This is a genomic window from Parasutterella excrementihominis YIT 11859 (assembly GCF_000205025.1).
GTDB lineage: Bacteria > Pseudomonadota > Gammaproteobacteria > Burkholderiales > Burkholderiaceae_F > Parasutterella > Parasutterella excrementihominis.
In genome coordinates this window covers 40,821-60,407 of record NZ_GL883730.1, presented here as the reverse complement: position 1 = coordinate 60,407, position 19,587 = coordinate 40,821, and the positions used below count along the sequence as shown (strand labels likewise).

Here is a 19,587-nt window from a genome sequence, read left to right as displayed (position 1 = left end):
TCGTAACTGCGTCTAATTAAGGCTGGGCCGAAGCGGGTGCTTGAGCCGGGGCAGGCGCAGCAGCCGGAGCCTGATTCTTCAGGCTGTCGATTGCCTGCTGCTGGCGAACCTTGTTCAGGTCGATTTCGGTCTGAACTTTGGAGCGCTTGGCTTCTAAGTCGAGGCGTTTGCTTTCCAAATCCATCTGCATCATCTGATCCTGATAGTTTTGGAGTTTCTGTTTCTGAGCAGCGGCTTCCGCTTCAGCTGCCTGCTGTTTAGCCTGCTGAGCAGCTTTAGCTTCGGCTTTTGCCTTGGCCTGACGAGCCTGAGCAGCAGCACGCTGGCGAGCGGCTTTCTCAGCAGCGCGAGCCTTTTCCAAAGCGACTGCTTGTTCGTTTGCCTGAATCTGACGTTCAGCCTGCTGGACGTTAAGAATCTGTTGGTCCGACGGAGAAAGAGGGACCAGCGGAGTCACGGTCTCGGTGATCTGAGCCGAAGCGGCCGAGCCGATCGCAAATGCGCATACAGCGGCGAGAAGTTTAAGTTTCATATTCGTTGAACCTCACCAAAACACGGGAACAAAGGTTATCGCTTGCAGCCGTACGGGTTGTTCGGCTGAATACGAGTGCTTGTGGGGCCTGTGGATGTCATGATGGCAGGGCCGTACTTGAATTCGCACATCTGACCGACCTGAGCGGAGTTGAAGATTCTGCCGTTCATCTTGAAGGTCAGCTGGACGCCGTCAACCAAAGAATTTTGCGGAGAGGCCGCGCTGGATCCGGCTGCGCCCAAGGCAGCACCGGCGATAGCGCCGATAGCAGTGCCGCTGTCTCTATGATGTGTTACCTGGTTGCCGATCACAGCACCGAGAATACCGCCGAGGGCGGTACCGACCATCTGAGAAACGTTGCGGTCGGACTGATTATTCACGGCAACGCGGGCAGGCTGAATTGCAATAATTTCAACTGTCTGCACCTGCTGGGCCTGGTTGACCTGGTTGCTCCCGTAAACATCGGAACGATACATGTCGCCGTTAGTCTGACATCCGGCAAGAGCGAAAAGAGCAACTGCAGGAACCAGCAATTTTGTTTTGATCATGGCTGACAAACCCCTTTGTCTGTAAAAGTAAATTCTGATCTCTCAATGATAATGAACAATCCTCGGGGTCGGATACTTCCTTTGCGCCTAACTGAGCCATAAGGCCGGCGGAAGGCTAAAAATTGTAAAGATTAGTGTTGGCGTCGGTGGGGAAGGAAAAAATTCACACATGCAAAAAGCTTATCGATTGTGCAAGATTTGGGGATCGGGCCATTTCTTCGTTCGCAACGCTTTTATACTAGGCGCAGTACTTCGAAGCGACACTAAATTGATATGCTGTTCTCTCAGATTCTTTCCCAGGTGAAAGTGCATACCGGCAGGCTGTCCCGTTGGTTAACGAATAACTGTTCGGGAAAATGGAGCTACCGAATTAATATGTTTTGTTTCGGTTTGGCTTGGCTGATCTTTCCGATTGAGAACAGGTTCTATCAAAAGATTGTTAAAAACCGAACCTATTATTTTCCGCAGATCGACTTTCATAATCTGCGGCCGCTTGATCCCATTCGAGGCCTCATTCAGCTCAGCTTTCTGATGTTTGTTGCCGGCAGCAAAGAAGATGCCGCCAAACGTCTGTCGCATTCGACGTATGCCAGCCGCTTCTTTCTGTTCCGCTGGGTCAATCACATTTTCAAGAGGATTAACCGCGGGACACGAATGATCGCTGAGCGAGTTTCTAAAAAACTGGCTTCGGAAGGCAAGGAGAAGACCGGACAGCATAAGCCTCAGCACCAGAAACTGTCGCTTTTTAAGAAGATCTTCGTGGGCTTTTTGCTCGCGATCGGCTTCGTGCTCTACGTGCTCTGTATCACTCAGCCCTTCAGTTTGGAAGAACAAGTCATCTTCCTGCTGATCTTAGGTGTGATCGCGCTTACACTCTTTCAGGCGCAAACCCGCTTTACGCTGCTGATGCTGATCGTGATTTCGGTCATCGTGTCGTCCCGCTACGTTTGGTGGCGTTATTCGGAAACACTGAATCCCAACAGCTACACCTCTGTGATCTTTACATGGCTGCTGATCATCGCTGAAACCTATGCCTTCATCGTGATGCTGCTCGGCTACTTCCAGGTCTGCTGGGTGCTTGACCGTAAACCCGCCTCTTTGCCGAAGGATAAGGAGCGCTGGTCGAGTGTCGATATTTTCATTCCGACTTACAACGAACCGCTGGACGTTGTGAAACCGACGGTGTACGCAGCGCTCACCGTAGACTGGCCCAAAGAAAAACTCAATGTTTATATCTTGGACGACGGCAGTCGTAAGGAATTTAAAGACTTTGCCTGTGAAGTCGGCGCCGGCTATATCGAGCGCGAAGAACACAAGCACGCCAAGGCCGGCAACATTAACCACGCAATGGGCATCACTAAGGGCGACTTCATTGCCATCTTTGACTGCGACCACGTACCGGTAAAAACGTTCCTGCAAAAGACGATGGGCTGGTTCTTAAAGGACGAGAAAATCGCTCTGGTGCAGACGCCTCATCACTTTTACTCGCAGGACCCGTTTGAAAAGAACCTGCATCTCAAAGAGAATGTTCCAAATGAGAACTCGCTCTTTCATGACTTCATTCAGAAGGGCAATGACACATGGAACGCAACGATGTTCTGCGGCTCCTGCGCCATCATGCGCCGTAAAGCATTGGAAGAAGTCGGCGGCATTGCTGTGGAAACGGTGACCGAGGACGCGCATACCTCTTTGAAGCTCAACCGCAGAGGCTGGTCTTCGGCTTTCTTAAGTACGCCCCTTTCTGCCGGTCTGAGTACGGAAACTTTGGCGGCGCATATCGGACAGCGAATCCGCTGGGCCCGAGGCATGGTGCAGATTTTCCGCTTGGATAATCCGCTTTTCGGCAAGGGCCTGACGATTCCGCAGCGCCTGTGCTTCTTAAATGCGATGATCCACTTCCTGCACGGACTGCCGCGGATCATCTTCTTAATCGCTCCGCTACCGTTCCTCTTTGCCAATATCTACGTGATTTACGCCAGTGCGATCGCTATTTTCGTGTACCTGATCCCGCATATGGTTCACTCCACGATGACGACGTACATGATTCACCGCGGCTATCGATTCCCGTTTATCAGCGCGCTCTATGAAACGATTTTATCCTGGTACATCTTCGTGCCGACACTCGTTGCACTTATCGCGCCTCACAAGGGTAAATTCAACGTGACGGCTAAGGGTGGCGTAATTGATAAAGAATATTTGGACTGGGCTGTCGCTCGTCCGTACTTCTATTTGTTGCTCCTAAACCTGGCCGGCTTCTTTATCGGCCTCTACAGAATGGTCGGAGCCAGCGCCTACGAAGTTCTGATGCTTTTGATCAACCTCGGCTGGATTATCTACAACCTGATCATTCTGTTTGCCGCGATGGCCGTGACGGTCGAAAGTGTCCAGAAACGCAAATTCCCGCGTGTGTCCTTCACCGCACCGGTACACCTTCAGGTCGGAGAGACTTCGATTCCGGCCGTTATGTCCGCTTTCTCTCAGAAAGACTGCGTCGTAGACTTGAAAAACGCTTCAGACCTAAGCAAGGTTTCGCTCGAAGAGCCTGTAAAGCTGGTTTTTGGCCCTAAGAAAAAGCCTTCGACAACGTTTGACTGCACAGTGACGGCCGCTTTTGAAAACGGCGTTGTCGAGCTTTTGGTCTCTCAGCCGACGCGTACCAAAGAAATGGAATATGTCGAGTGCACGTTCGGAACGCCGGATATTTGGATCCAGAGACAAGCGAAGGTTAGAGACTATGGCATGTTTGACGGCTTCTTTGCGCTGCTGCACATGGCGCGCATGGGCGCTGAGGCATTTGCGCATTTTTCGAATCCTCAGGCCGGCTGGTTCCTGAAGGCCTCGGTTTGGACATTTAAGTGGGTCATCAGTTTTATTCCTCGAGTCCCGTCACTTAGGCGCGAAAACAAGAATTCTCCTTTTGAGGAAACCCATCCGCTCTACTTGCCTAAAACAATTTGCCTAAAACAATTTCATCGGCTCATAGCGCGTAATAACGAACTAAAATCTTACGCAGTTAGAAATAATACGGATTAATGAGTAATTCGGAAGATCTCGGTCAGATATGTTTAAGAATAAAAGATTCTCTCTTCTTCTATCCGGTACAGTGCTCTGCGCACTGAGTGTAGCTCTTGCGAGCGTTGCGTCCGCCGCCCCTGAACCCGCCACATTTATGCGGGATGTTCAGCCGGCCTTCCGGACAGACGAAATCCCGGTGATCCGCAAAGACAGCCCCTTGTTTAATTACTCCACGGAAGGAGCGATTGAACAGATCAAGATGACAGGCATCTACAACGAAAGATCTTTCCGTTTTTATTCTGCAAAGAACGAGCTGATTTCCAAGGCTTCGGTCACGCTCCGCTACACGCCGTCTCCGGCCCTGATTCCTCAGCAGAGCCAGCTCAATGTTTACTTAAACGGCCAGCTGCAGAAGAGTCTTCCGATTACCAAAGATCAGCTCGGCAATCAGGTTTCCGCCACAGTCGATCTCAATGCGAAGCAGTTTGACAGCTCCAACCGCCTGACGCTGGAGTTTGTCGGTCAGTACACGCAGATTTGCGGCTCTCCCGCAAATCCTGCTTTATGGCTGACGGTCGACTCTTCGAGCTACCTGTCTTTGAATACTCAGAAGCTGCGTTTGGCCAATGATCTTTCGATCCTGCCGGCGCCTTTTGTCAACACCATCAGTCCGTCTGCAACGACGCTGCCGATGGTTTTTGCTTCTACACCTGATAATCGCTTCAAAGAAGCTGCCGCGGTACTTGCTTCATGGGCTGGTGTGCGCTCCGAGTGGCGCGGAATTGAATTCCCGGTCTACTACAACGAACAGCCGGCCGAGCAGAACTATGTCGCTTTTGTCACCAACGACAGCCGTCCCGACTTCCTGAAGTTCCTGCCCAGAGTCGAAGCGCCAACGATTTCGATCGTTAATGCGCCGAACAGCTTATACGCCAAGGTTTTGGTGATTGCCGGGCGCAACGCCGATGATCTGCTGACAGCTGCCCGTTATCTGGCGGCTGCTGACGCAGGAATTGCCGGCGGTATGGTCACGATTGAAAACTTCAAAGGCGAACCGGATCGCAAGGCTTATGACGCGCCGTCTTGGGTCAACACCGATCAAAAGATTCCGTTCGAGAAGCTTTCCAAGTATCGCGGCCAGCTCACCAGCACCGGTCTGCATCCGGCTCCGATCAAGCTCGACGTACGTCTCCCGCCGGACCTTTTCATGGTCAATCGCAGCAATGTGAATCTAGACCTACGCTATCGCTACACGCGTCCGATGGGCGGAGAACCGGCCCAGATGCGTTTCCTGCTGAATGACCAGTTGGTCGAGTCCTATGACCTGAGCCCGACAAAAACGAGCAACTCGTTTATGTCGCAGTTTTCGTTCATTAATGGCTTGGCAAATCTGTGGAACAACACATCGATTCCGAGCCGCCTGCTGTCCGCGGAAAATCAGCTGACGTTTGACTTCCAATACGGTTTGGCGGTTGACGGCGGAACTCAGGCCAACTGCAAGTCCGTGACCTTGATTCCGAACCAGGTGGAAATCGATCCGAACTCCACGATCGACTTCTCCGGTTTCTATCACTTTGCACGCCTGCCGGATCTGAAGCTCTTTACCGTGAGCGGCTATCCGTTTACGAAGTATGCCGACTTGTCTCAGACCTTGGTGCTGATGAAGAAAGATGCGCCGGCTAACGTCATGACGACGATGCTCAATACAATGGGCCGCTTCGGTGCGCAGACGGGTGCTCCCGTCACGAAAGTTACGTTCGACTCTGCCATCCAGAATGATAACGCTCAGCACCGCGACATTCTGGTCTTTGCTGAAAACAGCGCCGATATCGATAATCTCGGCAAACTTGAGCCCGAGATTATTCTTGAAAAAGTTAAAGGCAACTTGAAGTCTAATTTCGAAGCAAAGTCTAAAGACGCTGCTCCTCAGTCCACTGTCACGGAAGACACCGGCATTGCCACGATTGCTCAGTATGAATCTCCGTACGGCAGCGGCCGCTCGGTCGTCGCAATCTTAGGTGACGGTCAGGACGGAAGCTACCTCCTGAACAAACGCCTGATGAACCCTGGAGACCTGAAGATGGTCGGTGGCGGTGTGGCGATATTCAAACCGAATGCTCAGCCTGCGAGCTACATGGTGGGCCCTGACTACTACACAGGATCCCTGCCGTGGCACCAGAGAGTTTGGTATTCGCTCTTAGACCAGCCGCTTCTTCTTGTGCTCTTCACATTGGTGTGCGCACTGCTCTTTGCAGGTGGCATCTACTACCTGATGCATTCTTTAATCCGCTTCCGCAACCGCCGCAACTAAGAGGAAGGAGACCACAACATGAAAAAGAACTTTCTTCTTGCCTGCCTGATCTCTGCCGTGTTCGCAGCTCCTGCGGGTGCCTGGGAACTTTGGGATCAATTTAAAGCAACGAATCTTACGCCCGAAGGCCGCGTCGTTGACTACAGCGAAGCCAAGCTGATTACGACTTCTGAAGGACAGTCCTACGGGATGTTCTTCGCTCTGGTTGCCAATGACAAAAAGGCTTTTGACGAGATGTTTGCCTGGACGGAAAAGAATCTCGGCGAAAATCAGCCTGCTTGGCTTTGGGGTATTCCGGACGGCAAGCCCAATGGAACAGGCAAGATCTTGGATACCAACAACGCCACCGACTCGGACATGTGGATTGCCTACTGCCTGATCGAAGCGGCCCGCATCTGGAATGATCCTTCCTACCTTCCGAAGGCTGACGGTTACCTTGCCAAGCTTAAAGAGCTCGTTCGTGACGTGCCGACCGTCGGCAAGATCATCCTTCCGGGCCGCGTCGGATTTGAAGAGAAGGGCGTGATCACCATCAACCCAAGCTACTATCCGCCGCACATCCTGCGCCGCTTTGCCGATTACGATCCGTATTGGCTCCCGGTGCTGGAAGGTTCCATCAACGCCATGGTGCGCTGCTCTCCGAGCGGTGTGGCGCCGGACTGGGCTAAATTTGACGCTCAGGGACGCCTTGTCGATCCTCAGCAGATGGAAGGCAGCTACAACGCCATCCGAACCTACCTGTGGTCCGGCATTCTGTCGCCTAAAGATCAGAACTATGAAGTGCTGATGCGCCAGTACGAACCGATGATTAATCTCGTCAAGGCAACCAATATTCCGCCTGAAAAAGTCAACATCGGCGACATGACTGTCAACAATCGTCAGGTCAATGCTTTCGGCGCCTGCTTTCTGCCCTATGTGGCTGCAGATAAGGCCGGTGCGGTGATTCGTACGGTGCTCACCTCGACGGAAATGAAGGGCGATAATTATTACCGCAACGTGCTGACTGTTTTCGGTCTGGGCTTTGATAACCGCACCTATGCCTTCGACGAGAAGGGGCGCCTGATTCTGCCTACCGACAACGTGGCCGTTAAAACAATGACACCTAAAAACAACTAATAAAGTTAAGTTCTGAGCATGGCTGCGACTGAAAAAAACAAGCAGACGAAAGTGAAATGGACCGGCCTCGGTCTGTGGAATGTATTTTTTATCGGAGAATTTTTACTCGGAGGGTTCGGATATCTCTCGCTGAACCTTCTGCAGAATGTTCTGCTCTTGGTTTTTGTCCTCTTCCCGATCGGCAACCGCTATCTGCGCTGGTTTCGTACTTTAGTTGCCGTGGTCTGTGCAGCCGCATTGGTTTACTCCGAAAGCTGGCTGCCGGGGTTGGACAGCATTCGAGGCAACTTCCATAACCTTGCGGCGATGGAAAGCGGCTATCTCCTCGACTCAGCTCTGAACTTTTTGAACTTTGAGATGATCGGCGCCGGAATCGCGCTCATCATCATCTATTACGCAATCCGTGACTATATCCGCGTGACGACGTTTACTGTCGGCTATTTGTTTATTCTTCTTTGCGCACCGCTTTGGCAGCCCTTTGTGGCCCAGCTCAGAGCACCGGCGCCGGCAACTGAGGTTGTCGCTTCAGTTGACAACGCCAAGAAACTGGCAGAAGAAGAAAAGAAGAGCGACCTCATTCCTCAGACTGCTGAACCTACCTCAAAGAATCTCGATGAATGGCTGAAGCGTTTCCACGACACGGAAAAAGACCGCAGAGCCGAGTGGCCGGACAAGCTGGCGAAAGATTCAACGCCGTTCGATATTCTTCTGCTGAATATCTGCTCACTTTCCAACGACGACTTGAAGGCCGTGGGTCTGGAAAATCACGAAGTTCTCAAGCAGTTTAATATCCGCTTCGAGAACTTTAACTCCGCGACGTCTTATTCCGGTCCGGCTGCGCTGCGTCTGCTGAAGTCGGTCTGCGGACAGCCTTCTCATGAAGATCTGTACGAAGGCCGCAATCCCGACTGCGAAATCATGAACCGTCTGGCTCGTTTGGGCTACAACCAGCACGTTTTCATGGACCACAGCGGTAAGTACGACAACTTCTATCAAAGTCTGCGTCATCTGGCCGGGCTTTCACCGCAGCTTGCGGAAATGAAGTATCCGAAGCGCTATGACTCTTTTGACGAAGAGCCGATCGGGGACGCCCGCGCCGTCTTTAAGGATTACGAAAACACCATTGCTGCGGACAAGGGCGGCAGAAGTGCAACCTTTATCAACATGATCGCGCTGCATGACGGCAACCGTTTTGCCAACAAGCGCCGTTTAGCTCCGTTCAAACCCAGAGCTCAGGCCATGCTCGATGACTTAGGCAGCCTGATTACCGATCTGGAAAAGAGCGGACGCAAGGTCATGCTGGTTGTTGTGCCGGAGCATGGCGCAGCGGAAAAGGGCGACAAGGTTCAGGTCGCGCACTTGCGTGATATTCCGAGCCCGGCCATTACACATGTGCCTGCTTTGGTGAAATTCATCGGCGTAACGCCCGCAGACAGCCCGGTTACCGTAGATACTAAGACGAGCTATCTTGCCGTGAGCTCTCTGATCGGCCGTGTTCTAGAGACTAACTACTTCGGAAAACCGGAAGGGGAAGTTCCTCTGAAAGACCTTGTGAAAGACCTGCCGCAGACGCATTCTGTTTCTGAGAATGCCAATGCCAAGGTCGTGAACTATAAAGGCAAGGACTACGTCAAGATGGATAACAAAGATTGGCGCGAATACGCTAAGTAAAAATCTAAAAATCATTGCCGTGATCTTGGTTAAACTCGAGATCACGCTTTAAACTCATTTTGTCCATAAATTAAGAGAGTTAACGCGGAGGTTAACGCTCAAGACGCTGATTCGATTGGAGTTGTTCAGTGCAAAAATTAGTTATCACCGGCGGTGTCGCGCTTGAAGGTGAGATCAAAGCTTCCGGAGCTAAGAATGCGGCTCTTCCCCTTTTGGCTTGCGCACTTCTTACAGATGAGCCGATGACTTTTGTGAACGTGCCGGATCTGGCTGACGTTCATACCATGCTTAAGCTTTTAGAGGAACTCGGCTGCAAGGTCACGCAGGAAGGTCATAAAGTGACGATCGATGCCTCGCATATTACTTCAACCGAAGCTCCTTATGATTTAGTTAAAACGATGCGTGCTTCCATTCTGGTGCTCGGCCCGCTGCTCGCACGCTTCGGAAAGGCCCAAGTGTCGCTGCCCGGCGGATGCTCGATCGGAGCTCGTCCTGTAGATCAGCACATCAAAGGTCTCAAAGCACTCGGGGCCGATATTTCTATTGAACACGGCTACGTCACGGCGCATGCTGACAAGCTTATCGGCACCAATATCGTGACCGACATGGTGACTGTGACCGGCACGGAAAATCTGTTAATGGCCGCCGTTCTGGCCGAAGGCACAACCGTGCTCGCCAACGCTGCCCGTGAACCCGAAGTCGCTGACTTGGCGAACTGTCTGGTGAAGATGGGTGCCAAGATCAAGGGCATCGGATCTCCTCAGATGGAAATCGAAGGCGTCAAAAAACTTCACGGAACGACTTACCGCGTGATTTCCGACCGTATCGAAGTCGGAAGCTTCCTGGTTGCCGCCGTGATGACTAAAGGCAAAGTTCGAGTGACAGACTGCGATCCCCATACGCTGACCGCAGTGATCGAGAAGCTCGAAGAAGCCGGCGCCAAAGTAACCGTCGGAGATGATTGGATCGAGGTTGACGGCACAGGGGAACATCAGGCTGTGGATATCCGCACGGCTCCGTATCCCGGATTCCCGACCGACATGCAGGCCCAGTTCATGGCGCTCAATACGACAGCCAAGGGTGCTTCGCACGTTGCCGAAACGATTTTTGAGAACCGCTTTATGCACGTACCCGAACTGCAACGTTTGGGGGCCGATATCACCATTGACGGCAACAATGCCGTGGTGCGCGGCGTCGATCTTCTTTCCGGAGCCCCGTTGATGGCAACCGACCTGCGCGCCAGTGCTGCGCTCGTGATTGCCGCTTTAGCAGCCGACGGCGAATCGACGGTGGATCGTATTTATCACTTGGATCGCGGCTACGAAAAAATGGAGCAGAAACTTTCGTCCCTCGGCGCCAAGATTAAGAGAGTAAAAGCATGATTACGTTGGCATTATCAAAGGGAAGAATCTTTACTGAGACGCTTCCGTTTTTGGCCGCAGCCGGAATTTATCCGTTAGAAGATCCGGAAACTTCCCGCAAGCTCATTATCGGAACCAATAATCCGGATCTGAGAATCGTGGTTGTCCGCGCGAGCGACGTCCCGACCTACGTCCAGTACGGCGCAGCCGACATGGGCGTTGCCGGCAAGGACTCCTTGTACGAACACGGCGGCGCCGGTCTTTATGTACCTTTGGACCTCAATATCGCCAAATGCCGCATGTGCGTAGCCTGTCCCCGCGATTTTGACTACGCCGCCCGCGTCAAACGCGGTGCACGCTTAAGAATCGCGACCAAGTACATGAAGTACTCGAGAGACTACTATGCGCGCGTCGGTGTGCATGTTGATCTCATCAAACTCTACGGCTCGATGGAGTTAGCTCCGATTTCCGGTTTGTCGGACGCCATTGTTGACTTGGTGAGTACCGGAGCAACACTTAAAGCAAACAACTTAGTTGAGGTGGAGACGATTGACTACATCTCCTCCCGCCTCATCGTCGGCAGTACCGCAATGAAGTTGAAGCGCCAGGAACTGCTGCCCTTAATCGAAATTTTTGCAAACACGGTGAAAAAAGAATGAGCATTAGAAGATTGAATACACAGCAGCCCGATTTCGCGGCCAAATTCTCTGAGCTTGTTGCAGTCGACAGCTCTGTTGATCCCGAAATCACACGCCGCGCCGAAGCCATCGTTCAGGATGTCCGCGCCAGAGGGGACGAGGCCGTCCTTGAGTACACCAATCGTTTCGACCATATGGACGCCAAGAGCGTTGCCGAATTCCGTCTGACCGAAGACGACCTGAAAGAAGCTCTTGAAACGCTTCCGAAAGACCAGAAAGACGCCCTGACTCAGGCTGCTCAACGTATCCGCGAGTTCCACGAACACGAACTCGGACAGAGCTGGTCCATTACGGAAGAAGACGGAACAAAGCTCGGCATCCGCTACATTCCGCTCGATTCCGTCGGTCTCTATGTTCCTGGCGGTAAAGCCGCGTACCCGTCTTCCGTTCTGATGAACGCCATGCCTGCTCACGTTGCCGGCTGCAAGAAGATTGTGATGGTTGTTCCGACTCCGGGCGGCAAACCCAATCAGCTCGTTCTTGCCGCGGCCTGCCTGGCCGGCGTTAAAGAGTGCTACACCATCGGCGGCGCGCAAGCCATTGCCGCTTTGGCTTACGGCACGGAAACTATTCCTGCCGTTGACAAGATCGTCGGACCGGGCAACGCCTACGTGGCTGCTGCCAAGCGCTATGTGTTCGGTACCGTCGGCATTGATATGATCGCCGGTCCTTCTGAAATTCTGGTGATTTGCGACGGTAAGACCAATCCTGACTGGATTGCTATGGATCTTTTCAGCCAGGCAGAACATGACGAATTGGCTCAGGCAATTTTGCTGACCGATGACGCCGAATTTGCCGACAAAGTGGCCGAATCCATTGATCGTCAGATCAAAGGCATGTCCCGCAAAGACATCATTTCCGCTTCGCTCAATAACCGCGGTGCCATCATCGTGACGCGTTCCATTGAAGAAGCCTGCAAGGTTGCCGATACGATCGCTCCCGAACACTTGGAACTCTCTGTTCAGGACGCCGACAAATACATTGACCAGATTCACCACGCCGGTGCGCTCTTCGTCGGCCCTTACACTTGCGAAGCTTTAGGCGACTACTGTGCCGGCCCGAACCATGTTCTTCCGACCTCCCGCACCGCCCGCTATTCTTCCCCGCTCGGTGTTTGGGACTTCCAGAAACGCATGAGCGTTTTGAAGGTCAGCAAACACGGCGCAGAAAAACTCGGCCGTATTGCCGACGTGCTTGCCCGCGGCGAATTCCTGACGGCCCACGCTGCCAGCGCCATGTACCGCGTTCACGATCTGGAAAAGAAATAAGGATTTCATCATGACGAGACGAGCCGATGTAAAGCGTCAGACGGCAGAAACATCGATCCTGGTATCGATGGATCTTGACGGCACCGGTAAAGCTGATATTCGTACGGGTATCGGATTCTTCGACCACATGCTGCACCAGATTGCACGCCACGGCCAAATCGATTTAACCGTGATGTGCGACGGTGATCTTCATATCGACGGACACCACTCCGTTGAAGATATTGGAATCGCGATGGGCCAGTGTCTGGCCAAAGCATTAGGAGACAAAGCCGGAATCACACGTTTCGGCTCTGCCTACGTGCCGCTTGATGAAGCGCTCTCACGCACGGTTTTGGATATCTCGGGCCGTCCTTATTTGGTCTGGAATGTCGATTTCACTGCCGCGATGATCGGCGAATTTGATACCCAGTTGCCGAGAGAGTTCTTCCTGGCGCTCGCGGACAATGCCCGCATCACGCTCCACATTGACAATCTGCGCGGCATCAACGCTCATCATCAGTGCGAGTCCGTCTTTAAGTCCTTCGGCCGCGCGCTGCGCATGGCCTGCGAGTACGATCCCCGCGCCCGCAACGTTATCCCGTCCACAAAAGGTGTGTTATGAAAATAGCCATCGTTGACTACGGCTCCGGCAATCTGCGCAGCGTCAGCAAAGCCATTGAAAAAATTGCACCGATCAGCACGCAGGTGCTGGTCACCGGTGACCCCGAAGAGGTTCTGAAAGCAGACCGTGTGGTCTTCCCCGGACAGGGCGCGATGCCCGACTGCATGAAGAATCTTCGCACGACCGGTATGGAAGAAGCGGTGCGTGACGCGATCCGAAACAAACCGTTCTTTGCCGTTTGTGTGGGCGAGCAGATGCTCTTCGAACACAGTGAAGAAGGCGATACGCCGGGCCTGGGCATTTTCCCGGGCGACGTCGTTCGCTTTGCTTCCGACCGTGTGGATCAAACTGGCGCACGCCTCAAAGTTCCTCAGATGGGCTGGAACCAGGTGACGCAGACCCGCGAACATCCCATGTGGAACGGTATCACCAACGGTGCTTGGTTTTATTTTGTTCACAGCTATTACGCCAAACCGACAGAAGCAGACTTGACCGTCGGAACGACGTTCTACGGCGAGGAAGTCACCGTGGCTGTCGCCCGCGACAACGTTTTTGCAACGCAGTTCCATCCTGAAAAAAGCGCTGCAGCCGGTTTAGCTCTCTACCAAAACTTTTTGACTTGGAATCCTTAACGAGTATTTATCATGTTGTTAATTCCCGCTATTGACATTAAAGACGGGCACTGTGTTCGTCTTCGCCAGGGAGATTTAACTTCCAACATTACTGTCTTCAATACCGACCCCGTTGCTCAGGCCCGTCATTGGGTTGAACTCGGCGCCGAACGTCTGCATCTGGTTGACTTGGATGCGGCCAGAAGCGGAAAGCCCGTGAACCTTTCCGTGATCCGCAAGATCTGCAGTGAATTCGCAGAAGACGTTGAAATTGAAGTCGGCGGCGGTATGCGCACGCTGGAACGCGTCGGCGAAGTGCTCGACCTCGGCGTGGACTGTGTCGTGATCGGAACGGCTGCCGTGAAAGCTCCGGGATTCCTGCATGACGTCTGCAGTGAGTACGGCGGCAGCGTCATTGTTTCCTTGGATGCCAAAGACGGTATGGTTATGACCGACGGCTGGACAAAGAACACTGGACACTCTGCCACTGACTTAGCTAAGAAATTCGAAGGCTACGGTGTGGATGCCATTCTTTACACCGACATCAGCCGTGACGGCATGCTTACCGGCTGCAACGTTGAAGCCACGGCCGAATTAGCCAGCCAGCTGTCTATTCCCGTTATTGCTTCCGGCGGTATCCGAGACCTGGATGACATCCGCAAGCTGCTTGCCGTTGAAGACGACGGCGTGACGATGGCGATTTTGGGCCGCTCTCTTTACGAAGGTACCTTGGACTTCACACAGGCGCTTGATTTAGTCGAGGCGACAGAAGCCGCAAAAGACAATCAGGCCAATAACGAAGGATAAATTCATGCTCGCAAAACGCATCATTCCGTGCTTAGACGTGACCGGCGGCCGCGTGGTCAAGGGAACGAATTTCGTCGACCTGAGAGACGCCGGAGATCCGGTGGAAATTGCTCGCCGATACGATGAGCAGGGCGCCGATGAACTGACCTTTCTGGATATCACGGCGACTTCGGACGAAAGAGATCTGATCCTCAAAGTGATTGAAGACGTTGCGGCTCAGGTCTTTATTCCGTTGACCGTCGGCGGAGGGGTGCGTAAAGCGGAAGATGTTCGCCGTTTATTAAATGCCGGTGCGGATAAAGTCTCGATTAACTCCGCGGGCGTCAATAATCCCGATTTGATTGCCGAGGCCTCTTCGATTTACGGCAGTCAGGCCATTGTGGTTGCCATTGATGCTAAGCGCAGAAGCGACGGCACGTGGGAGGTTTATACCCGCGGCGGCAGAACGCCGACAGGCATTGATGCGGTTGAGTGGGCAAAGAAAGTTGAAAAGCTCGGCGCCGGCGAAATTCTTCTCACCAGCATGGACGGCGACGGAACGAAAGCCGGATTTGATCTGGAACTGACACGCGCTGTGAGCGACTCGGTTTCGATCCCGGTGATTGCCTCCGGCGGCGTCGGAAATCTCCAGCATTTGGTTGACGGCATTGTTGAAGGTCATGCCGATGCGGTACTCGCCGCTTCGATTTTCCACTTTGGCGAATACACCATCGAAGAAGCCAAGCGCTATATGCAGGAGCGCGGTATTCCTGTCCGTCTTGACTAAGGATCGTTTCGAGAATGATTGAAGAAGTCCGCTTTAACTTAGACGGTCTGGTTCCCGTGATAGCACAGGACGCCCATGACGGTACGATTCTGATGCTTGCCTGGGCGAATAAAGAAGCCTTGGAAGAGACGCTCAGGACCGGATTCGGTACTTATTTTTCTCGCTCTCGCCAAAAGCTTTGGCGTAAAGGCGAAGAGAGCGGCAATCGTCAGAAAATTTTTGAGATTTTGCTCGACTGTGACGGTGATTCCGTTATCTACAAGGTCGAACAAAAAGGAAATATTGCCTGTCACACCGGCCATAGAAGCTGCTTTTACCGCAGCTGGGACGGTAAAGACTGGAAAGAGAATGCTCCTGTCCTGAAGTCTCCGGAAGAGATGTACGGCAAGGGACATCACTAAAGGAATAAAAAATGGAACGAGTTCCTGTAATCAGCGAAATTGCCGATGTCATCGATAGCCGCAAAGGCGGAGATCCTAAGGTTAGTTACGTTGCTAAATTATTTTCGAAAGCACCCGATGCCGCATTAAAGAAGGTCGGTGAGGAAGCTACCGAGGTCGTGATGGCCGCAAAAGACGGCGATCGCGACCATCTGATCTACGAAACGGCCGATCTCTGGTTTCATTCCATGGTTGTGCTCTCCCAGGCCGGAATCCGTCCTGAAGAAGTGCTGCAGGAGCTCGCCCGCAGAGAAGGAACCTCAGGTTTGGTCGAAAAAGCGAATCGAAAAGAATCGTGAGAAAGCGTTAATGAGAACCCTATGGTAGGGTTATCCATATTGAGCCGACGGCTGAATTCTTTAAAAATATAAAAGTAACTTGGAGAATGGTATGCAAAAGGAAGATTGCCTTTTTTGCAAAATCGCAAGGGGAGAGATCCCTTCCCAGAAAGTTTATGAAGATGACGAAGTGATTGCCTTTAAAGACATTCACCCTGCTGCGCCTGTTCATCTCCTGATTATCCCCAAACAGCATTACGACTCTTTGGCTGTCATGGGCAAAGCAGAAGAGCCGCTTTTAGGTAAAATGCTGGCTTTAGCGCCTGTGTTGGCAAAAGAAGCGGGTGCAAATAACGGCTTCCGCGTTGTGATCAACACCGGACATGACGGTGGTCAGGAAGTAAATCATATTCACGTACATGTCTTGGGCGGCCCGCGTCCTTGGACAAAACTCTAGGAGTAAAAAATGGGTTCTCTTTCCATCTGGCATTGGTTAGTTGTGCTGGTTATCGTTGTTCTGATTTTCGGTACCAGCAAACTTAAGAACATGGGCAAAGACCTCGGCGGCGCCGTTAAGGGCTTCAAAGAAGGTATGAAGGAAGCTCAGGACGAACCGGCTAAACCGGCTCAAGTTGCCGACCAGAAACCGGCTGAAGCACCTGTTGCTAAAGAAGAAGCTAAACCTGAAGAAAAGAAACAGGCTTAATTCAAACACGATTGAGTACATATGCTTGATTTAAGCATGGGCGAAATCGGGGTCATCGCGGCCATCGCGTTGGTCGTCCTCGGCCCCGACAAACTCCCTCAGGTAGCAAAGACTGCGGGCTCTCTTATGGGGAAAGCCCAGAGATTCGTCTCGCAGGTTAAAAACGATATCGACAAAGAGGTCGAACTTTCTGAACTGAAAAAGATTCAGGAGGACGCCAAGAAGATGGCGAGCGACCTTCAGTCGAGTCTGAAGAACACAACCGACTCTATTGAAAAACAGGTCAGCGATGTGCGGGACTCCGTCACTTCCGCCGGCCAGGAAGTCAAGTCCACGATGGACAACGCTTCCAAGGAGCTTAAGGATCAGTGGATGGAATCCACCGCTCCGAAAGCCGAGCTTTCAATGGAGAACATCGTAGACGGTACTGCTAAGACCGAAACTGCTTCGACCTCTGTCGCTGCCGGTCAGGGCAAGAACGCCGCCTGGGAAAATCTCGACAAGTCGGTCGACACCTCTATGCTGGAAAAGGCATTTGACTGGGGTGCATCCGACATCAAACCGACGTTGCCTCAGGAACTGAGCGGCCCGGCTCCTACTGTCGACTCCTACAATTTCGGACAAGCGCCGGCCAATGCGCCGATGGCCGACCCCAACGCTCCTACGCTTGCCGACTTAATGCGTGAAATCAATGCGCTCAAGCAGCAGGTTGAGGCTCAGAAGGTCGCTTCTGTTTCCAAGACCGGCGCCGGACGCTTTGCGCCGCGCAGTCATGTTAACAAAACCCGTATTTCACGCGTTTAAATAATGAGTGATAAAGATTTGGTAGAACGCCCGGAAGACGGGCCGGAAGATGACCGCGAGCAGACACTCGTCGCTCATTTAATTGAGCTTCGCTCCCGTATTGTCCGTATGGCTGTGTCGGTTCTGCTGGTTTTTGCCTGCTTGTCGCCGTTCATGAAGCAGATTTTCGACTACCTGAGTAAGCCGCTGATGGTGGCTTTGCCTCAGGGCGCAAAACTGCTGGCCACCGGTGTGATCGCACCGTTTATGGTGCCTTTGAAAGTGACGCTGTTCGTCGCTTTCGTGATTGCACTGCCTTATGTGCTGTGGCAGCTCTGGGGCTTTATCGCTCCGGGACTTTATCGAAAAGAGAAGAAACTTGCCGCTCCGATCATTATTTCGAGTTTGGTGATGTTCTTCCTCGGAATGGCTTACTGCTATTTCATTGTGTTCCGTATGGTGTTCCAGTTCATTGCCGGATTCTCCCCGAACTCTGTGAACTTCGCACCAGACATTGATTCGTACTTTAGCTTTGTGCTGGCGCTCTTCTTAGCGTTTGGTTTAACGTTTGAAGTGCCGATCATTGTGGTTGTCTTGAACCGCATGGGCATTACTTCGATTTCAAAGTTAAAGAAGGCTCGCCCTTATATGGTCGTCGGCGCTTTCGTTCTAGCCGCTATTGTGACGCCGCCGGATGTTCTTTCCCAGTGCTTGCTGGCATTGCCGCTGGTGATTCTGTACCAGGTCGGCATTTGGCTGTGTGCAGTATTCGGCAAGAAGGATGAGCCTGAGGAAGAAAGCGCAGAGTCATCTTAAAGAAATTTAAGTAAAGAAAAATCCCGCTCTCACCGAGGCGGGATTTTTCTTTGAGTGCTTTATCGCGAAACCGGTCTAAAGTCTCGTTTTCCTGTGATCACAGAAAAAAATGAGAAGGAGGCCAGCTAATAAGAAGACGAAGCTCCAGCTAAACGAAGCAAGCTTGATGTCGCCGATTCCAACCAGCGGGGCGGCTAAACCTCCCGCGAGATAGCCGAGGCCTCCGACAACGGAGGAAGCAATACCTGCGTATTTTCTGCCTTTCTCCATGGCCAAGGTGGTTGAGCTAGGAAACACGAAACCGAGTCCGAAGAGCATCAGGGCGACAGGAACTAGGTAAGCGAGGAGCGACTGACTAAGGAAATATAAAAGCAGACAACAGCCCGCCCCGAAAAATGCAAGAAGTGCTCCGAACTTTAAAGATTTTTCAACAGAACTGAATTTGACGGACAGGATCGAGCCGCAAGCGATGACCAACGCGTTGAAAGCAAAGATGAGGGAGAACTGTACGCCGCTCAAGTTATATTCCTGTTGAATGATGAACGGAGCTGCTGAGATATAGCAAAAAATGGCGGACATTGAGCATGCATAGGCAAGGGAGGCGGGAATGAAACCTTTTTCTCTGAGAATATCGCCGAAACCCTTTAAAACATTTTTCCAGCCAGCACCGCTTCTTCTATCCGGAGGCAGACTTTCTCGAAAAAACAAAGACCCTAACGTCAAACAAATTCCTAAGGACAAAAGGATCAAAAAAATTCCCCGCCAGCCGACAATTTGGGCAACGAGGCCTCCGCTCAGTGGGGCGGCGATGGGCGCTAATCCGTTGATGGCACTAATGAATGCAATTATTTTGGCGAGTTGTCTCCCATGATAGAGGTCGGTTGCAACGGAGCGGGAGAGGACGATACCTCCGGCAGCTCCAATCCCTTCAAGAAAGCGGAAAAAAGTAAAAACCCAGATTGATTCGCTGCAGAGACAGCCGACAGTGGCGGATAGATACAAAAACAGAGAAAAAAGAAGAACCGCTTTTCTTCCGAACCTATCACTGACCGGACCGAGTAAGACTTGGCCGACGGCTAAGCCGCCCATGCAGAAAGTTAGACCAAGCTGGATGACGGAAGCAGATGTTTTAAAGACATGTGTCATCTCAGGCAAAGCCGGAAGATACATGTCGATCACGAACGGGCCAAAACCGTTTAGAAGACCTAAAAATAGGACGAGGTAAAGGAAATAGCCTTGAGAGCTTTCTTTTTCCATTA

Annotated in this window: 20 protein-coding genes; 17 read left to right on the top strand and 3 right to left on the bottom strand. The window is 52.2% G+C overall.

Going from position 1 to position 19,587, the window contains the following annotated elements; genetic code table 11:
* Positions 1-16: 16 nt before the first annotated feature.
* Positions 17-532: a hypothetical protein gene (locus tag HMPREF9439_RS08635; RefSeq protein ID WP_008810499.1), complete on the bottom strand. Its 516-nt coding sequence runs from the start codon at positions 530-532 to the stop codon at positions 17-19.
* Positions 533-567: 35 nt separating this feature from the next.
* Positions 568-1,080, bottom strand: a complete 513-nt coding sequence (locus tag HMPREF9439_RS08630) for a glycine zipper 2TM domain-containing protein (RefSeq protein WP_008810500.1) — start codon at positions 1,078-1,080, stop codon at positions 568-570.
* 273 nt (positions 1,081-1,353) lie between these two features.
* On the opposite strand from HMPREF9439_RS08630, the gene bcsA reads away from it, so the two are divergent.
* The 17 genes from bcsA to tatC all read left to right on the top strand — a co-directional run bounded on the left by bcsA (position 1,354) and on the right by tatC (position 18,328).
* A complete protein-coding gene (gene bcsA / locus HMPREF9439_RS08625; protein WP_040603542.1) occupies positions 1,354-4,113 on the top strand; it encodes a UDP-forming cellulose synthase catalytic subunit in 2,760 nt (919 codons plus the stop codon).
* 28 nt (positions 4,114-4,141) lie between these two features.
* Positions 4,142-6,406 (top strand): cellulose biosynthesis cyclic di-GMP-binding regulatory protein BcsB, encoded by a 2,265-nt coding sequence (gene bcsB / locus HMPREF9439_RS08620; RefSeq protein WP_008810502.1) that lies wholly within the window; start codon positions 4,142-4,144, stop codon positions 6,404-6,406.
* Positions 6,407-6,424: 18 nt separating this feature from the next.
* On the top strand, positions 6,425-7,522 hold the full coding sequence (gene bcsZ, locus HMPREF9439_RS08615; RefSeq protein WP_008810503.1) for a cellulose synthase complex periplasmic endoglucanase BcsZ: 1,098 nt from the start codon (positions 6,425-6,427) through the stop codon (positions 7,520-7,522).
* Between the two features lie 18 nt (positions 7,523-7,540).
* Positions 7,541-9,193, top strand: a complete 1,653-nt coding sequence (gene bcsG / locus HMPREF9439_RS08610; RefSeq protein ID WP_008864553.1) for a cellulose biosynthesis protein BcsG — start codon at positions 7,541-7,543, stop codon at positions 9,191-9,193.
* Between the two features lie 128 nt (positions 9,194-9,321).
* Positions 9,322-10,575: a UDP-N-acetylglucosamine 1-carboxyvinyltransferase gene (murA, locus tag HMPREF9439_RS08605; protein WP_008810505.1), complete on the top strand. Its 1,254-nt coding sequence runs from the start codon at positions 9,322-9,324 to the stop codon at positions 10,573-10,575.
* Positions 10,572-11,213 carry an ATP phosphoribosyltransferase gene (gene hisG, locus HMPREF9439_RS08600; protein ID WP_008810506.1) on the top strand — a complete coding sequence of 214 codons (642 nt, stop codon included), beginning with the start codon at positions 10,572-10,574 and terminating at the stop codon, positions 11,211-11,213. The genes murA and hisG overlap by 4 nt, the downstream gene beginning before the upstream one ends.
* Positions 11,210-12,520: a histidinol dehydrogenase gene (gene hisD / locus HMPREF9439_RS08595; RefSeq protein WP_008810507.1), complete on the top strand. Its 1,311-nt coding sequence runs from the start codon at positions 11,210-11,212 to the stop codon at positions 12,518-12,520. Before hisG ends, hisD begins: the two co-directional genes overlap by 4 nt.
* A 10-nt stretch (positions 12,521-12,530) precedes the next feature.
* Complete coding sequence (gene hisB / locus HMPREF9439_RS08590) at positions 12,531-13,121, top strand: imidazoleglycerol-phosphate dehydratase HisB (protein WP_008864552.1); 591 nt, start codon at positions 12,531-12,533, stop codon at positions 13,119-13,121.
* Positions 13,118-13,753 (top strand): imidazole glycerol phosphate synthase subunit HisH, encoded by a 636-nt coding sequence (gene hisH / locus HMPREF9439_RS08585; RefSeq protein ID WP_008810509.1) that lies wholly within the window; start codon positions 13,118-13,120, stop codon positions 13,751-13,753. Before hisB ends, hisH begins: the two co-directional genes overlap by 4 nt.
* Positions 13,754-13,765: 12 nt before the next feature.
* Positions 13,766-14,539 (top strand): 1-(5-phosphoribosyl)-5-[(5-phosphoribosylamino)methylideneamino]imidazole-4-carboxamide isomerase, encoded by a 774-nt coding sequence (gene hisA / locus HMPREF9439_RS08580; protein ID WP_008864551.1) that lies wholly within the window; start codon positions 13,766-13,768, stop codon positions 14,537-14,539.
* Between the two features lie 4 nt (positions 14,540-14,543).
* The gene (gene hisF / locus HMPREF9439_RS08575) at positions 14,544-15,305 is read left to right on the top strand and encodes an imidazole glycerol phosphate synthase subunit HisF (RefSeq protein WP_008810511.1); all 762 of its coding nucleotides are present in this window, start codon (positions 14,544-14,546) and stop codon (positions 15,303-15,305) included.
* Positions 15,306-15,319: 14 nt separating this feature from the next.
* Positions 15,320-15,706, top strand: coding sequence for a phosphoribosyl-AMP cyclohydrolase (gene hisI / locus HMPREF9439_RS08570; RefSeq protein ID WP_008810512.1), 387 nt, complete (start codon positions 15,320-15,322; stop codon positions 15,704-15,706).
* 11 nt (positions 15,707-15,717) lie between these two features.
* Positions 15,718-16,044: a phosphoribosyl-ATP diphosphatase gene (locus HMPREF9439_RS08565; protein WP_008810513.1), complete on the top strand. Its 327-nt coding sequence runs from the start codon at positions 15,718-15,720 to the stop codon at positions 16,042-16,044.
* Positions 16,045-16,135: 91 nt separating this feature from the next.
* The gene (locus HMPREF9439_RS08560) at positions 16,136-16,480 is read left to right on the top strand and encodes a histidine triad nucleotide-binding protein (protein WP_008810514.1); all 345 of its coding nucleotides are present in this window, start codon (positions 16,136-16,138) and stop codon (positions 16,478-16,480) included.
* A 9-nt stretch (positions 16,481-16,489) separates the two neighbouring features.
* Complete coding sequence (gene tatA / locus HMPREF9439_RS08555) at positions 16,490-16,729, top strand: Sec-independent protein translocase subunit TatA (protein WP_008864550.1); 240 nt, start codon at positions 16,490-16,492, stop codon at positions 16,727-16,729.
* A gap of 21 nt (positions 16,730-16,750) precedes the next feature.
* Positions 16,751-17,533, top strand: coding sequence for a Sec-independent protein translocase protein TatB (gene tatB / locus HMPREF9439_RS08550; RefSeq protein WP_008864549.1), 783 nt, complete (start codon positions 16,751-16,753; stop codon positions 17,531-17,533).
* 3 nt (positions 17,534-17,536) lie between these two features.
* A complete protein-coding gene (gene tatC / locus HMPREF9439_RS08545) occupies positions 17,537-18,328 on the top strand; it encodes a twin-arginine translocase subunit TatC (protein ID WP_008810517.1) in 792 nt (263 codons plus the stop codon).
* Positions 18,329-18,403: 75 nt separating this feature from the next.
* Here the strand turns inward: tatC and HMPREF9439_RS08540 are convergent, their stop codons facing one another.
* The gene (locus HMPREF9439_RS08540; protein ID WP_008864548.1) at positions 18,404-19,585 is read right to left on the bottom strand and encodes a multidrug effflux MFS transporter; all 1,182 of its coding nucleotides are present in this window, start codon (positions 19,583-19,585) and stop codon (positions 18,404-18,406) included.
* Positions 19,586-19,587: the final 2 nt, after the last annotated feature.